Source organism: Haloarchaeobius marinus (genome assembly GCF_051207415.1).
Taxonomy (GTDB): domain Archaea; phylum Halobacteriota; class Halobacteria; order Halobacteriales; family Natrialbaceae; genus Haloarchaeobius.
Map to the genome: position 1 here is coordinate 305,969 of NZ_JBPKGD010000003.1, position 13,058 is coordinate 319,026.

The 13,058-nt window shown below is 69.1% G+C and carries 14 protein-coding genes; 6 read left to right on the plus strand and 8 right to left on the minus strand.

The window, feature by feature from the left end; translation table 11 throughout:
* The first annotated feature begins 200 nt into the window (after positions 1–200).
* On the plus strand, positions 201–368 hold the full coding sequence (locus ACSC1W_RS13505) for a DUF7859 family protein (protein WP_435348054.1): 168 nt from the start codon (positions 201–203) through the stop codon (positions 366–368).
* A gap of 7 nt (positions 369–375) precedes the next feature.
* Here the strand turns inward: ACSC1W_RS13505 and ACSC1W_RS13510 are convergent, their stop codons facing one another.
* On the minus strand, positions 376–1,389 hold the full coding sequence (locus tag ACSC1W_RS13510; protein ID WP_435348055.1) for a threonine aldolase family protein: 1,014 nt from the start codon (positions 1,387–1,389) through the stop codon (positions 376–378).
* 166 nt (positions 1,390–1,555) lie between these two features.
* Here ACSC1W_RS13510 and ACSC1W_RS13515 point away from each other — a divergent pair, with 166 nt between their 5' ends.
* Positions 1,556–1,852 (plus strand): DUF7130 family rubredoxin-like protein, encoded by a 297-nt coding sequence (locus tag ACSC1W_RS13515; protein ID WP_435348056.1) that lies wholly within the window; start codon positions 1,556–1,558, stop codon positions 1,850–1,852.
* Positions 1,853–1,912: 60 nt separating this feature from the next.
* Positions 1,913–2,833, plus strand: coding sequence for a ketopantoate reductase family protein (locus ACSC1W_RS13520; protein WP_435348057.1), 921 nt, complete (start codon positions 1,913–1,915; stop codon positions 2,831–2,833).
* 6 nt (positions 2,834–2,839) lie between these two features.
* Here the strand turns inward: ACSC1W_RS13520 and ACSC1W_RS13525 are convergent, their stop codons facing one another.
* The 3 genes from ACSC1W_RS13525 to ACSC1W_RS13535 form a co-directional block, all read right to left on the minus strand.
* Positions 2,840–3,877, minus strand: a complete 1,038-nt coding sequence (locus ACSC1W_RS13525) for a lysylphosphatidylglycerol synthase transmembrane domain-containing protein (protein ID WP_435348058.1) — start codon at positions 3,875–3,877, stop codon at positions 2,840–2,842.
* A 1-nt stretch (position 3,878) separates the two neighbouring features.
* Positions 3,879–5,387 (minus strand): sulfatase, encoded by a 1,509-nt coding sequence (locus ACSC1W_RS13530; RefSeq protein WP_435348059.1) that lies wholly within the window; start codon positions 5,385–5,387, stop codon positions 3,879–3,881.
* An 83-nt stretch (positions 5,388–5,470) separates the two neighbouring features.
* Entirely contained in the window at positions 5,471–5,836 is a 366-nt protein-coding gene (locus ACSC1W_RS13535) for a NifU family protein (protein WP_435348060.1), read from the minus strand.
* A gap of 366 nt (positions 5,837–6,202) precedes the next feature.
* Between ACSC1W_RS13535 and ACSC1W_RS13540 the strand changes: the two genes are divergently transcribed.
* Positions 6,203–6,832 carry a phosphoribosyltransferase gene (locus tag ACSC1W_RS13540; protein WP_435348061.1) on the plus strand — a complete coding sequence of 210 codons (630 nt, stop codon included), beginning with the start codon at positions 6,203–6,205 and terminating at the stop codon, positions 6,830–6,832.
* A 30-nt stretch (positions 6,833–6,862) separates the two neighbouring features.
* On the opposite strand, the gene ACSC1W_RS13545 is transcribed toward ACSC1W_RS13540, so the two are convergent.
* The gene (locus ACSC1W_RS13545) at positions 6,863–7,180 is read right to left on the minus strand and encodes a DUF5783 family protein (RefSeq protein ID WP_435348062.1); all 318 of its coding nucleotides are present in this window, start codon (positions 7,178–7,180) and stop codon (positions 6,863–6,865) included.
* Positions 7,181–7,301: 121 nt separating this feature from the next.
* Between ACSC1W_RS13545 and ACSC1W_RS13550 the strand changes: the two genes are divergently transcribed.
* Positions 7,302–9,038, plus strand: coding sequence for a vWA domain-containing protein (locus ACSC1W_RS13550; RefSeq protein WP_435348063.1), 1,737 nt, complete (start codon positions 7,302–7,304; stop codon positions 9,036–9,038).
* A 478-nt stretch (positions 9,039–9,516) separates the two neighbouring features.
* Here the strand turns inward: ACSC1W_RS13550 and ACSC1W_RS13555 are convergent, their stop codons facing one another.
* A complete protein-coding gene (locus tag ACSC1W_RS13555; protein ID WP_435348064.1) occupies positions 9,517–10,245 on the minus strand; it encodes a TVP38/TMEM64 family protein in 729 nt (242 codons plus the stop codon).
* Between the two features lie 27 nt (positions 10,246–10,272).
* Positions 10,273–10,887, minus strand: a complete 615-nt coding sequence (locus ACSC1W_RS13560) for a DUF2238 domain-containing protein (protein ID WP_435348065.1) — start codon at positions 10,885–10,887, stop codon at positions 10,273–10,275.
* Positions 10,888–10,978: 91 nt separating this feature from the next.
* On the opposite strand from ACSC1W_RS13560, the gene ACSC1W_RS13565 reads away from it, so the two are divergent.
* A complete protein-coding gene (locus ACSC1W_RS13565; protein WP_435348066.1) occupies positions 10,979–11,578 on the plus strand; it encodes a metal-dependent hydrolase in 600 nt (199 codons plus the stop codon).
* Positions 11,579–11,586: 8 nt separating this feature from the next.
* Here the strand turns inward: ACSC1W_RS13565 and recJ are convergent, their stop codons facing one another.
* Entirely contained in the window at positions 11,587–13,002 is a 1,416-nt protein-coding gene (gene recJ, locus ACSC1W_RS13570; protein WP_435348067.1) for a RecJ family nuclease, read from the minus strand.
* Positions 13,003–13,058 lie beyond the last annotated feature (56 nt).

The following is a 13,058-nucleotide window of genomic DNA, read 5'->3' on the forward strand; positions in this document are numbered from 1 at the left end:
TTAAGGGCGCGTTACCGTTCGGTGGATGGCGCCGGAATCGAGGACGATTTCGTCTTAAACCGTCCGGTCCGACACCCCGGGCGGTCCGATAGGTAGAGGGATATGGCACGACCCGTCGAGAACTCACCATCCGGCGTCCGCCGAATCGGCCGGCGGCACGCGTCGAAACGCCTTTACGCCGAGATGCGGAACGTCAGACCATGCAGATACCCGTTCCCGCACAGTTCGGCGGCTTCACCGACGACCCGTTCACGCTGTTCGTCGTCGTTCTCCTGCTGGTACTCATCTTCTTCTTCTACCTGCTGTTCCGGCGTACCGTCCTCGGCTTCCGCGAGGGCCTGGAGAAGGGTTCCGGCAGGAACCGCTGACGACCGCCTAGACGACCGACGAGACGCGCTCGACGACCGCATCGACGTCGTCCTCGTCGACGTCCCAGTGCGTACAGAACCGAACGGTCGACTCCCCGAAGGCCGACCCAATGACGTCCTCGTCGGCACAGCGGTCGAGGAACTCCTCGGCGGTGCCGAACTCGCTGGTGTCGACCAGCACGATGTTCGTCTCGGGGGCGGCGGCCGACAGCCCCGGGAGGGCGTCGAGACCGTCGGCTAGCCTCTGGGCGTTCTCGTGGTCGTCCGCGAGTCGTTCGACGTTCGAGAGCGCCTGCAGCCCCGGCCCCGCGATCATCCCCGCCTGGCGCATCCCGCCGCCGAACAGTTTCCGGGTCCGGCGTGCCCGCGCGACGAACGCCTCCGGCCCGGCGAGTATCGACCCGACGGGAGCGCCGAGCCCCTTCGAGAGACAGAACATCACCGAGTCGACCGGGTCGGTCAGCTCCGTCGCCGGGACGCCCAGCGCGACGGCGGCGTTGAACACGCGGGCACCGTCGAGGTGGACCGGCACGTCGAGGTCGTGGGCGGCGTCCGCCGCCGCCGCGATGGCGTCGGGTTCGATGGCGACGCCACCCTTCGAGTTGTGGGTGTTCTCCAGACAGAGCAGCCCCGTCCCCGGCCGGTGGAGGTCCTCGGCGACGTGGCCCTCGCGGACCTGGTCGGCCGTCGGGACGCCGCGAGGGCCACCGTCGAGCGTACGCACCTGGAGCGACGAGAGCTGTGCCATCCCGCCCAGTTCCCACTTGACGACGTGGCTCTCGCGCTCGGCGAGCACCTCCTGTCCGCGGTCGGTGTGGGTGCGGACGGCCACCTGGTTGCCCATCGTCCCGGAGGGGACGAACAGCGCGTCCTCCATCCCCACGAGTCCCGCCGCCTCCGCCTCGAGTTCGTTCACCGTCGGGTCCTCCTCGTAGACGTCGTCGCCGACGGGCGCCGTCCGCGCCGCCTCCCGCATCGCTTCGTCCGGTTTCGTGACTGTGTCGCTGCGCAGGTCGAGCATCGTGCCGTGGATTGTCCCGGCGGCACAAAGTACCTCGCGGTACCGGTCGGACCGCCGTCCCGGGTGGTGGCCGCGTCGTCGGAATCGGGGGCGGAGGAGCACCCGACGACGGAGGTGAACGAGGGACGACACATCGTTTAAGATTCCACGCGCCGTTTCCGTAGGTATGGGTCAGAAAGAAGAGGCCGAGATACGGTTCGGTACCACCCTCTACGACGAGGACGGGACGAAGGTCGGCCACGTCCGCGGGTTCGACGAGCACGGCTTCTACGTGACGGCCATGGACGGCATCCGGGGGATGAGCGTCGAACACCTCCGCGCCGGCCACGATCTCGGCGAGGCCGAACTGATGTGGCGCTGCTGGGAGTGCGGCGAGATGGACCACATCGAGGAGGACATCCCCGACGAGTGCCCGAACTGTGGCGCTCCCCGGGAGGACATCTACTACTGGACCGAGGACTGACTCGACCCCGTCGACCGCCCGGGAGCCATCCTTTTCTCGTTCCCGCGCGCAAGCACGTGTATGCGAATCGTCGTCTACGGCGCCGGCAGCCTCGGCAGTCTCGTCGGCGGTATCTGCCAGGCCGACGGCCACGAGGTGACGCTGGTCGGCCGCGACCCCCACGTCTCGGCGGTCCAGTCGGACGGCCTCCGGGTCGAGTTCCCCGACCGGACCGAGACGGTGCACCCCCGTGCGACGACCGACGGGACCGGCCTCGACGCCGACCTCGCGCTCGTGACCGTCAAGGCGTTCGACACCGGGACGGCGGCGCGTGACCTCGCAACCGGGACGTTCGACGCGGTCTGTTCGCTCCAGAACGGGATGGGTAACGAGGAGACGCTCGCTGCCCACCTCGACTGCCCCGTGTACGCCGGCACGGTCACCTACGGTGCGATGCTCCGGGAACCGGGCGTCGTCGCGTGTACCGGCCTCGGCGACGTCGTCTTCGGGCCGGCCGAGGGCGGGACCGGCCCGGCAGACGACCTGCTGACCGCGACCTTCGGCGGCGGTGGGTTCGTCGCCGAACTCGCCGACGACATGCCCCGGCGACTCTGGGAGAAACTCGCGGTGAACGCCGGCATCAACGCCGTCACGGCGCTGGTACGCGTCGAGAACGGGGCGCTGCTCGACGGCACGGCGAACGGCCTCGCGTGCGACGCCGCACGTGAGACGGCCCGTGTCGCCCGGGGCCACGACGTGTGGCTCCCGAACCGCGTCGCCGTCGGGGCCGTCGAGGCGGTCGCCGACGCCACCGCCGCGAACACCTCCTCGATGCTGCGGGACGTCGAACGGGAGCGTCGCACCGAGGTCGACGCCATCACCGGCTTCGTCGTCGACCGGGCCCGGACGGTCCGGGACGCCGACGTCTCCGTCCCGGTCTGTGAGACGACGACCCGACTCCTGCGGGCGTGGGAGGAGGCGCGTGGACTCGGCAGCGAGTAGGACGGCTCAGACCCGTGCCGTCACCCACAGCGCCGCGATGCCCCCGACGCCCAGGGCGAACACGAAGCTCTCGACGCGGTAGAGCGACGCCACGGCGAAGGCGGTGTCTGCCGGCAACTGTCCCACCCTGACGAGCAGGACGGTGAGCGCGCCCTCGACGGCACCGAGGCCGCCGGGCGTGGGGACCATGCCGGCGATGGTGCTCGCCGGCACGATGAAGAAGATGAGGAGCGTCCGCATCTCCGCACCGGTCGCCCGGATGGCGGCGTACATCGGTAGCGTGAAGAAGAGCCACCCGACGTAGGAGTACCCCAGCGCCCGGGCGAGCGCCCACGGGTCGCCGGCGATGCGCTCGATGGACGCGTAGAAGCGCTCGATACGGTGTCTCGTCCCCGCGACGGTCACCCAGTCGGTCACCCTCGCGACGGGGCGGACGAACCAGACGACCAGTTCCTCGACGGCCTGCCGACGCCGCCAGGCGACCCAGACGACTATGGGGATGCTCACGGCGAGCGCCCCGAGTGCGACGACGAGGTTCCCCACGGTCTCGGTGTCGCCGAGCGACGTCTGGAGCACCAGGTAGGCGGTGCCGACGGCCGCGAAGTTGAAGAACGGGAGCAGGTTGAGCAGGTCGGCCGTGACGACGCTGGCGAGGCTCTGTTCGTAGTCGGCCTCGGTGTCCCGCGAGAGGACGTACGCGATGAACGGTTCGCCGCCGGCCTGCCCGAGCGGGGTCACGTAGTTGGCGAACGTCGCCGCGAAGTACGTCACCACCAGTCTCCGGTACGGCACCTCGATGCCGCCGACGCCGAGGACGATCTGCCACGCCCGCCCCCACGCCATCAGGCAGAGGAGCGTCGACACACACCCGGCGGCGACCCACCACGGGTTCGCCCGCGCGAGGCGGTCGAGCGTCCCCTCCCAGCCGACGACGGTCCCGAGCAGGTAGACGAGCACCAGCGCGATGGCGAACCCGAGCGCCATCTTCACGAGCGTCTCGCGGCCGAACAGCTCCGCGAACGACCCCCCTGACTGTCGGGTCACGTTACTCGATGTACCCGAGGTCCTGTAACCGTTCCTTCGCGTCGTCGCTCATGTCGTCGAGTTCGTCGCCGTCGTCGCCGCCCGACCCGTCCCAGCCGTCCCCCCAGTCGGCTGCGACGCGCTCCTCGAACGATTCGAGGGCCGCCACGACCTCCTCGACGACCGGGTCGGCGGCGTCGATGCGGTCGTCGCGCTCGCCTGGGTCCTCGTCGAGGCGGTAGAACTCGTCGGGGATACGTTCGTTCCGGATGTACTTGCCGTCGGCACGGCGCGCGGCCCGCATCCGCGAGTAGAACCGGGAGTCCTCGTCGAGGCTCACGCCGGCGGCCGAGGCCTTCTGTTCGAGTTGCTTGAGTTCGACGATTGGCCGGGCGTACTCGACGAAGGCGTACTCGCCGTCGTCGCGGTCGCCGTGGTCGTCACGCAGCAACGACCGGGCCGGGTCTAGCCGGACCCCGTCGGTCGCGTCGGCGCCCGCGTGGTCGAGGACGGTGTGGTAGAGGTCGAGCAGTTCGAACTGCTCGTCGTACCGACCCGGGTCGACCGCCGGGTGCTTGACCATGCACGGGACGTTCACGAGCGGGTCGTAGACGCAGAACTCGTGACCGTACAGGTCGTGTTCGCCGAACAGTTCGCCGTGGTCGGCACAGACGACGACCAGCGTGTCCTCCCAGTGGCCCTCGGCCTTCATCCAGTCGAACAGGCGCGCGAGTTCGGCGTCGATGTGGCGTATCTCGGCGTCGTACAGGCCCTGGATGTCCGACCACTCGTCGTCGTCGATGTCCCGGGCACCGCTGTTGTACTCCTTCGAGTTCTGGCACACGGCCGTCGAGTCGACGCCGGGCGCGAACTCCTCGCGGTACTCCGCCGGCGGGTGGTACGGCAGGTGTGCGTCCATCAGGTTGACGAACTGGAACCAGTCCTCGCCGTCGGCGGCCGCCTCGTCGATGAACGCCTTCGTCTGGTCGATAACCTGTGGCGTCTTCGAGTCGGCGCCCTCGCCGCTGGCGAGGCGCTCGTGGAACAGGTTGCCGACGCTCACCAGCCAGTCGGCGAGGCGACGGAGCGTCGGGTTGTCGTTCATCGTCTTCCACGCCCGGGCGATGGGGCCGGAGAGGAAGTCCCCGGGCATCACCTCGAAGAAGTTGTCCTGACGGTCGAACCCGTCGGTCAGGTGGGTGTACGGCGTGATCCACGCGTTCGAGGAGTAACACGCCGTCTCGTGCGTGTCCGAGAGCGTCTCTGCCAGCGTCGTCGCGCCCTCGAGGTAGGGGTTCTCCTGACTGGCCCCGTGTTCGCTCGGGTAGAGACCGGTGAACAGCGACGCGTGCACCGGGAGCGTCCAGGGCGCCTGCGAGACGGCTTGCTCGTAGACGGCCGCCTCCTCGGCGAAATCCTCCAGTCCGGGTGTCGTCGGGCGGTCGTACCCGTAGACGGACAGGTGGTCCTTGCGCACCGTGTCCATCACGACGAAGAGGACGTTCCGCCCGGACGTGTCGGTGCGGTCCATACTCGCCAAGGCGTGGACGACGGACTAAGACCTGTTGTTTTCGACGGGCCGGGAGACAGCGAAGGATCGAACGGGTCGGGTGTTCAGAACGGGGCCTGCGGGCCTTCGTCGCTCTCACCGTCATCGTCGTCGACGGTCTCACCGGGGAACGACGGCGACATACCGCCCCCACCGCCGTGGCCGCCGCCGTCCATCCCGGTGTCGGCGTGGACCTGCTCTATCTCGGGAATCTCCTTGACCATGCGGCTCTTGATGGCCTGGATGGTCATCGGAGAGATGCCACACCCCGAACACGCACCGCCGAGCAGGATGGTGACCTCGCCGGTCTCGCGGTCGAGGTCGCGGATGGCCGCGCTACCGCCGTGCATCTGAATCTGTGGGAAGTTGCGACGGAGGAAGTTGGTGACGCGCTCTTCCAGGTCGTCGCCGTCCTGTGTCTCGGTACTCATACGGCGAGGTTGGTGGCGCTCGTCCCTAAACCTTGCGCACCAGGGTCTGCCGCCGGAGACGACGGCGTCGTCCGCGGCGGACCGACGGCCCGAATCGCGTCGTCATCCCGTCCCAACGTTTATACTATCTGGTATCGAGTGACAGACGAACATGAACGTGCTCAAGGTGATACTGGAAGCGATCGAAGGGTTCCGGGAGGGCGGCGCGAAGGAGGCGATTTCGGAGGGCGTCGAGGAGGTCGCGGAGCAGGAGACCGGCCGGGACCTCTGACCCGGGTGACGTGGGCGACGGACAGCGATAGCCGAGTTCTAGCCGGGGTGACACCTCGGCGAACACAGAAAGGAGAGCGTCGCGTATCGTGTCCCATGTTCGCAAATCGAACCGACGCCGGTCGACGACTCGCGGACATGGTACGAGAGCGCGGCGTGGAGGCGGACGTCGTGCTCGCTGTCCCCCGGGGTGGTCTCCCGGTCGGACGCGCCGTCGCCGACGAACTCGGGATTCCGCTGGACATCGTCGCCGCCAGGAAACTCGGTGCGCCAGGCAACCCGGAACTCGCCATCGGCGCCGTGTCCAGCGACGGGACGGTGTGGGTGAACGACGCCCTCGTCGAGGACCTCGGCGTCAGCCAGGGGTACATCGAGGACGAGACGGTCACGGAGCGCACGGCCGCCGCCGAGAAGGTCGAGACGTACCGGACCGGGCGGGAACCGCTCGACCTGCACGGGAAGACGGCCCTCGTCGTCGACGACGGCGTGGCGACGGGCGCGACGACCATCGCCTGTCTCAGGCAGGCGTACGCCGCCGGTGCGGACCGGGTCGTCCTCGCGGTCCCCGTGGGGCCGCCCGACACTATCGAGCGACTCCGGGCGGAGGCGGACGAGGTCATCTGCGTCGAGACGCCCTCCCAGTTCCGTGCCGTCGGTCAGTTCTACGACTCCTTCACGCAGGTGACGGACGAGGAGGCGCGGTCCTACCTCGAATCCGCCGAGTGAGGCCGACAGTACCCGGCGGGAACCGCGGCGTCACAGGCTGAACACGCGGCGAAGTTCGGACCGAATCTCCTCGCGGTAGCGTTCCAGCACCGCCTCGAACTTCTCCTCGTCGACGACGACGGCCGTCAACCGGTCGTACGGGTCCGGCGGGAGTTCGATGCGGAACCCGTCGGTCTCGTCGTAGAACGGTTCGGACTCGTTGAGCACCTGCTGGTCGATGGCGTGGACCAGGTTGGAGTCGAACTCGTCGTTCATCGCCTCGAACGCGTTCTTGTACGCCTGCTGGAGTTGCGGGAAGTAGTCGACGTACTTCTCCTCCTCGAACCGGTCGGCGTCGAACTCGGTCATGTCCGAACGAAGGGCCAGTCTCGACAAAAGTGGGCCGCTTCCGGTCTCGGGGCGCGACCACGCTGAAACCGACGTTTCAGCTTGGAGTCACGTTATGGTCGGGTACGGGAAAGGAGTGCGTATGTCCCCGCGACACCGCCGCTCGTTCCTCGCGCTGGCGACGGCCACCGTGGCCTCGCTGGCCGGTTGTAGCACCGACTCGCCGACGGACGGAAGCCTCCCGACGACCGCCCCGCCGGGTGAACTCGTCGACGACTGGCAGTACGACCCCGCCGACATCGGGCAGGGCGGCACCAGCCCGAACGGTGGGAGCAGCGGTGGCTCGCCGACCGCACAGACGTCTGCCGGTTCCACCGTCGGCCTCGCGGCCGGCGGCGCGAAGGACGTCAACAACTTCCGGCGGAACGTCGAGGAGGGCTTCCTCCCACTCCCGACCGACATGCCGTACGAGGGACTGTTCTACGACTACTACTTCGACACGGGCGCGTCGGGCGACTGTTCGTCGCTGTTCTGTCCCAGCTACGCCCCCGCCGTCTCGGCCGACCCCATCTCCGGCGAGACCGAGCGCTACCTCTCGGTCGGGTTGAACTCGGGCCTCGACGCCGACGACTTCGACCGGAAGCGCCTGAACTTCGTCGTCGTCCTCGACGTCTCCGGGTCGATGGGGTCGCCGTTCGACGAGTATCACTACGACGGCGCAGACGACGAGGAGCGCGACGACAGGAAGAAGATAGCGGTCGCCCGCGACGCCCTCGCGTCGATGACCGAGCGACTCCGCCCCGGCGACCGCTTCGGCGTCGTCCTCTACAACGACCAGGCGACCGTCGCCAAGCCCCTTAACCCGGTCGAGACGACCGACATGGAGGCCATCCGTAGCCACATCGAGGCGGACGTCGAGGCCGGCGGGGGGACGAACCTCTCGGCCGGCATGGACGTCGCCAGCGACCTGTTCGACGAGGTTTCTGACGCCGACCCGACAGTCTACGAGAACCGCGTCGCGGTCGTCACCGACGCGATGCCGAACCTCGGCGACACCAGCGAGGGCGGCCTCCGCGGCCGCCTCGAAACCGAGGCCGACCGTGGCGTCCACGCGACGTTCGTCGGCGTCGGCGTCGACTTCAACACCGAGATAATCGACGCCATCACGAGCGTTCGGGGGGCGAACCACTACTCGGTCCACTCCGCCGACGAGTTCGAGGAGCGACTCACCGACGGCTTCGAGTACATGGTGACCCCGCTGGTGTTCGACCTCTCGCTGGAACTCGAGGCCGAGGGCTACGAGATAGAGACGGTGTACGGCTCCTCGGCCGCCGAGGAGTCGACCGGCGAACTCGTGCGGGTCAACACGCTGTTCGCCTCGAACCGGGAGGCCGGCGAAACGAAGGGCGGCGTCGTCCTGGCGAAGGTCCGTCGGACCGACGGGGGCGACGGGTCGCTCCAGTTGCGCGCGAGCTGGGCGGACCGGACCGGCGCCGAGAGCGAGACGACCGCTACCGTCCGCTTCCCCGACGGTGGGCCCGAGCGGTTCGCCGACAGCGGCGTCCGCAAGGCCGTGCTGCTGACCAGGTACGCCGACCTCTGTCGGAACTGGACCGTGGCGATGCGCGATGACGACGGCGATCCGCCGGGTGACGGTATCGAGGTCGCCGAGTACGACGACCTCGGCCGCTGGGAGCGCCGGTCGACCGACCTCCGGGTATCGCCCGCGTACGCCGACCGGTTCGCGTCGTTCGCTGACTACTTCGAGAGCGAGATGGCAGCCATCGGGGACGGGACCCTGGCCCGGGAACTGGAGGTACTGGAGTTGCTGGCCGACGCGGACGTCACGACCGGGCGGGCGGTTCCGCGCTCGGACTGACGGCCCCGGTTTCGTATCGTGAGATGTGGTTTGTTACGTGGACCAGACCGACGAGCAGGAGGCTCCGGAACCCCGGGCGAGAGGCCCGGGAGCGTCGGGACCGACGCCACCCCGGAGACACGGTGCCGACCTACGCCCCCGAACGCCAGGGGTTTGCGGGTCCAGCCGTGGTCGCGTGTGCGATAGAGTTCCTCTTCGGCCTGTCCTTCCGTGAGTACGACGACCTCGAGTACGCGACGTCCGGAATCGACGACGCCGGGGAGGGACCGTACCGTTCGACCCCTCGTATCGGACGTTCCGGGCCATCTCGCAACCGTACGGGGAGGGTGCCGGGCCTGCAGCCGTAAATCCCATACGACGATATAGAATCGATGGGCGGCGGGAACCCGCCCACCGAGTCACGAGGTGATTTCGTGCCGCGTTCGTCCGTCTCGGCCGCCGAGGGCCGGAATCGCGGGTCGGCGGCCACGGAGTGCGGTCAGAGTTCGGACTGGCGGGGAACGGCGTCGTCACGCAACCGTCCGTGGACCCAGGCGAGCAGTCGGCGGCGTCGCCAGAACAGCAGCGCACCGACGACGGCCGCCGCGGCCAGCAGGGACGCCGCTTCGTAGAGCCGACCCTGGGCCACGCCAGCGCCCGAGAACACGAGGACGAGGTACCCGGGAGTACGCCCGATGGCGGCGACGACAACGAGTTTCCGGACGTCGAGGTCCGAAAGTCCCGCGACGAGACAGACCACGTCGTCGGGGAAGCCCGGCAGGAGGAAGACGACGAACACGCCCGCGAGACCGTACTCGCCGAGGAAGCGGTCGAAGCGGGCGACGGCCTCGGGCGTGAGGAACCGTTCGACTGCCGGCCGGCCGTACCAGCGGGCGAGCAGGAGGCCGACGTACGTGCCGGCGGTCGCACCGAGCATGCTGTATACGAACCCCAGCGTGGGTCCGAACAGGTAGCCCGCCGCGAACGAGAGGACGTGACTCGGAATCGGTGCGACGACGACCTGTGCGGCCTGCAGGAGGACGAACGCGACCGGGGCGAAGACGCCGAATCCGGCCACCGCCTCGCGGACCACCTCCGGGTTCTCGAAGAACCAGAAGAGGCGGCTGGTGAGGAGACTGCCAGCGACCAGGAGTGCGACGAGGATGGCGACTGCGGCGGCTAGCTGCCGTCGGTCGGCGTCGGCCGCCAGGAATCTGTCCGGGTTCACGAGGGGTAGGTCACGCCGGAGGGCTTTCTAGCTTGCCTCCAGTCGTCGGTCGAGCCAGTCGGCGAGTTCCTCGCCCCAGCGACGGAGTCGCGTCGTCGCGAGGACCGTGACCGCGATGGCCCCGACCATGTCGAACACCAGGTCGAGCATGCTGTCTTCGAGGCCGTACAGGACGAGTACCGGTTCCTGCCCCAGCATGATGGCCACCTCACGTGCCACGAACTCCGAGACCTCCCAGAGGACGCCCACGGCGAGGACGAACGTGAGCACGAACACGGTCGTCACCGGCGGCGGCAGGTAGAGGTCGTCGTCGTACACGTCGACGGCCCAGACGACCGTGTACGCGATGATCGAGACGACCGTCGCCGAGAGCGTGTGCGTCAGGTGGTCCCACCACCACACCCGGTCGTACAGGCCGACCATCCCGACCGAGTGGAGGAAGACGGCGACGGTGACGACGAGGGTGAACCGCGGGTCGAGCAGGAGTTGCCTGTCTCGTGCCAGCACCGCTGGTAACAGGGTCACGCCGAACCCGGCCGTCGCGTTGACGACGACGCTGACGTTCCTGGTGAGGACACCGAGCGCGAGGATGCCGAGCAGGCCGACCTGGAGGGCCCGATTCAGCGACCGCAGTCGGTCCATGTCGATGCGTAGCCGGCGCCCGGTGAAAAAGACACGCACTGACCTTCAGCAGGGGACACATTAGTAAGGCCAGAGCCCATACGCTGGTGTGATGATGGCCATGACCCACGCCCTCGCCGGACTCGTGCTCGCGACGCTCGTGGTACGGTTCGGCGGTGGCGACCCGACTGTCGTGGTGGCGGCAGCGGTCGCCGGGAGCCTGTTCCCCGACCTCGACATCTACGCGGGGCACCGGAAGACGCTTCACTACCCCGTGTTCGGGTGGGTTCCCGCGGGACTGGCGGTCGCACTCGCCATCGCCGCCCCGGCGACCGGCACCCTCGCCCTCGCGGCGTTCCTGCTCGCGGCGGCCCTCCACCCGGTGATGGACCTCTACGGGGGCGGTCTCGAACTGCGACCGTGGGAGGGCGAGTCCGAGCAGGCGGTCTACAGCCACTTCCACGACCGCTGGCTCTCTCCCCGGCGACTCGTGCCGTACGACGGGTCGCCCCGCGACCTCGCGACGGCGGTCGTCCTCGCGGTCCCCGCGGTCACGCTGCCGGACCCCGTCCCGGCCGTCGTGGTCGCGATACTGGCCGTCGCCACGACCTACGTGGCTCTCCGGAAGCGGCTCGCGTCGCTTTGGGCGACCCTCGCCCGGGCGCTGCCGGCGCCCCTCGCACGCCACGTCCCGGCGCGCTTCTTCGAGTGAGGCCCGGCTCAGCCGAGCTGGTCGCCGACGATACGGTCTGCCGCTGCGACGAACGCGTCTTCCTCGCCGCGCGGGATGGTCGCACCTGCGGCGACGACGTGGCCACCGCCGTCGCCGCCGACGGCGCGTGACGCGTCCCGCATCACGACAGAGAGGTCGAGTCCCTCCCTGACGAGCGCGCCGCTCCCGCGCGCGGAGACCTTGACCTCGGTGTCGCTCTCGGTGGCGAACGCGAGTATCGGTCGGTTCCGGTCGATGCCGCCCGCACCGAGTGCCATCCCGGCGACGATGCCGACGATGGTCTCTCTGATCCGGTCGTCGGCGTGGAACCACTGGACGTGCTCCTCGACCGTCGTGCCCTCGTTCTTCACGAACTGGAGGCCCTCCGAGAGGTTCCGCCGGTGGTTGCGAAGCAGGGTCCGCGCCCGGTCGAGCGCCCCGTCGCGGTTCCCCAGGCAGACCGCGAGACCGACGTCGGCCCGTTCGTAGCGGGCAGTCGCGTTCAACAGCGTGGAGAACTCGCTTGCGTCGCGGAGTTCGGTCCCCTCGGGTTCGGCGGTGAGCGTGTACGTCGTCCCGACGAGGTCGTCGATTCGGTGGGCTGGGACGCCCGACCTGACCGCACGCTGGACCAGCGCGCTGGCGATCGCCTGTCGCTCGTCGGTCGTGAGGTCGACCCACCGACGCCACTCGCCGTCCTCGCGGCACTCGACGTCGAGGTCGGCGAGGAACGACACCGTCCCGTTGTGGTCGCTGGTGATGCCGGGGATGCGGACGTCGCTCGCGTACTCCAGCAGTTTCGGGAGCGGTCGGGTCTGCTTCCCGTAGACCGCGAGGTCGGTCCCGCTCTCGACGACGCCGGCAGCGACGCCGTCGTCGACGATGGCCGCGTTCGCCCCGTGGAGTTCGCCGTCCTGGTCCTGCATGTCCCCGACGGCGCCGACGATGGCCAGTCGGGCGAGGTCGCGGTTGTCGCCGTCCCCCTCCAGCGCCCGTGCCAGCACGTACGCCGCGCCCGCGCCCGAGAGTTCGGACCCGCCGTCGATGCCGAAGAGGAGGGGATTCAGGTGGAACTCGGTGTCGGCGTCGCCCGGCTGGTGGTGGTCGGCGATGACCGGCGTGAACGCCCCGCGCTCCTCGTGGGGTGCGATGTCGTCGACCTGACCGCTCCCGAAGTCGGTGAACAGCACGGTGTCGTACCCTGTCTCCGCGATGGCGGCTATGCGGTCGGCGTCGAGTTGCTTCTCGAAGACGACCTCGTGTGAGATGCCGGCCCGTTCGAGCGCCGACGACGCCACGGCGGCGCTGGTCAGGCCGTCGGCGTCGATGTGCGAGGCGAGCAGCACCTCCTCGGCCGCGCGCAGGCGGTCGGCGCAGGCGGCGGCGCGGTCTGCGAGTTCCGGAACGGGGGCGCTGGCAGGCATTCGTCGGGTACTGACGCGGCGTCGGATTTAAACGGTGGGGTCCGGCCGGGCGGGAC

Coding starts and splice junctions, on each gene's coding strand:
- ACSC1W_RS13530 (WP_435348059.1), bottom strand. CDS start 5,387: ATGGACCGCACCGACACGTCCGGGCGGAACGTCCTCTTCGTCGTGATG.
- ACSC1W_RS13540 (WP_435348061.1), top strand. CDS start 6,203: ATGTTCGCAAATCGAACCGACGCCGGTCGACGACTCGCGGACATGGTA.
- ACSC1W_RS13520 (WP_435348057.1), top strand. CDS start 1,913: ATGCGAATCGTCGTCTACGGCGCCGGCAGCCTCGGCAGTCTCGTCGGC.
- ACSC1W_RS13535 (WP_435348060.1), bottom strand. CDS start 5,836: ATGAGTACCGAGACACAGGACGGCGACGACCTGGAAGAGCGCGTCACC.
- ACSC1W_RS13545 (WP_435348062.1), bottom strand. CDS start 7,180: ATGACCGAGTTCGACGCCGACCGGTTCGAGGAGGAGAAGTACGTCGAC.
- ACSC1W_RS13560 (WP_435348065.1), bottom strand. CDS start 10,887: ATGGACCGACTGCGGTCGCTGAATCGGGCCCTCCAGGTCGGCCTGCTC.
- ACSC1W_RS13550 (WP_435348063.1), top strand. CDS start 7,302: ATGTCCCCGCGACACCGCCGCTCGTTCCTCGCGCTGGCGACGGCCACC.
- recJ (WP_435348067.1), bottom strand. CDS start 13,002: ATGCCTGCCAGCGCCCCCGTTCCGGAACTCGCAGACCGCGCCGCCGCC.
- ACSC1W_RS13515 (WP_435348056.1), top strand. CDS start 1,556: ATGGGTCAGAAAGAAGAGGCCGAGATACGGTTCGGTACCACCCTCTAC.
- ACSC1W_RS13505 (WP_435348054.1), top strand. CDS start 201: ATGCAGATACCCGTTCCCGCACAGTTCGGCGGCTTCACCGACGACCCG.
- ACSC1W_RS13510 (WP_435348055.1), bottom strand. CDS start 1,389: ATGCTCGACCTGCGCAGCGACACAGTCACGAAACCGGACGAAGCGATG.
- ACSC1W_RS13565 (WP_435348066.1), top strand. CDS start 10,979: ATGATGGCCATGACCCACGCCCTCGCCGGACTCGTGCTCGCGACGCTC.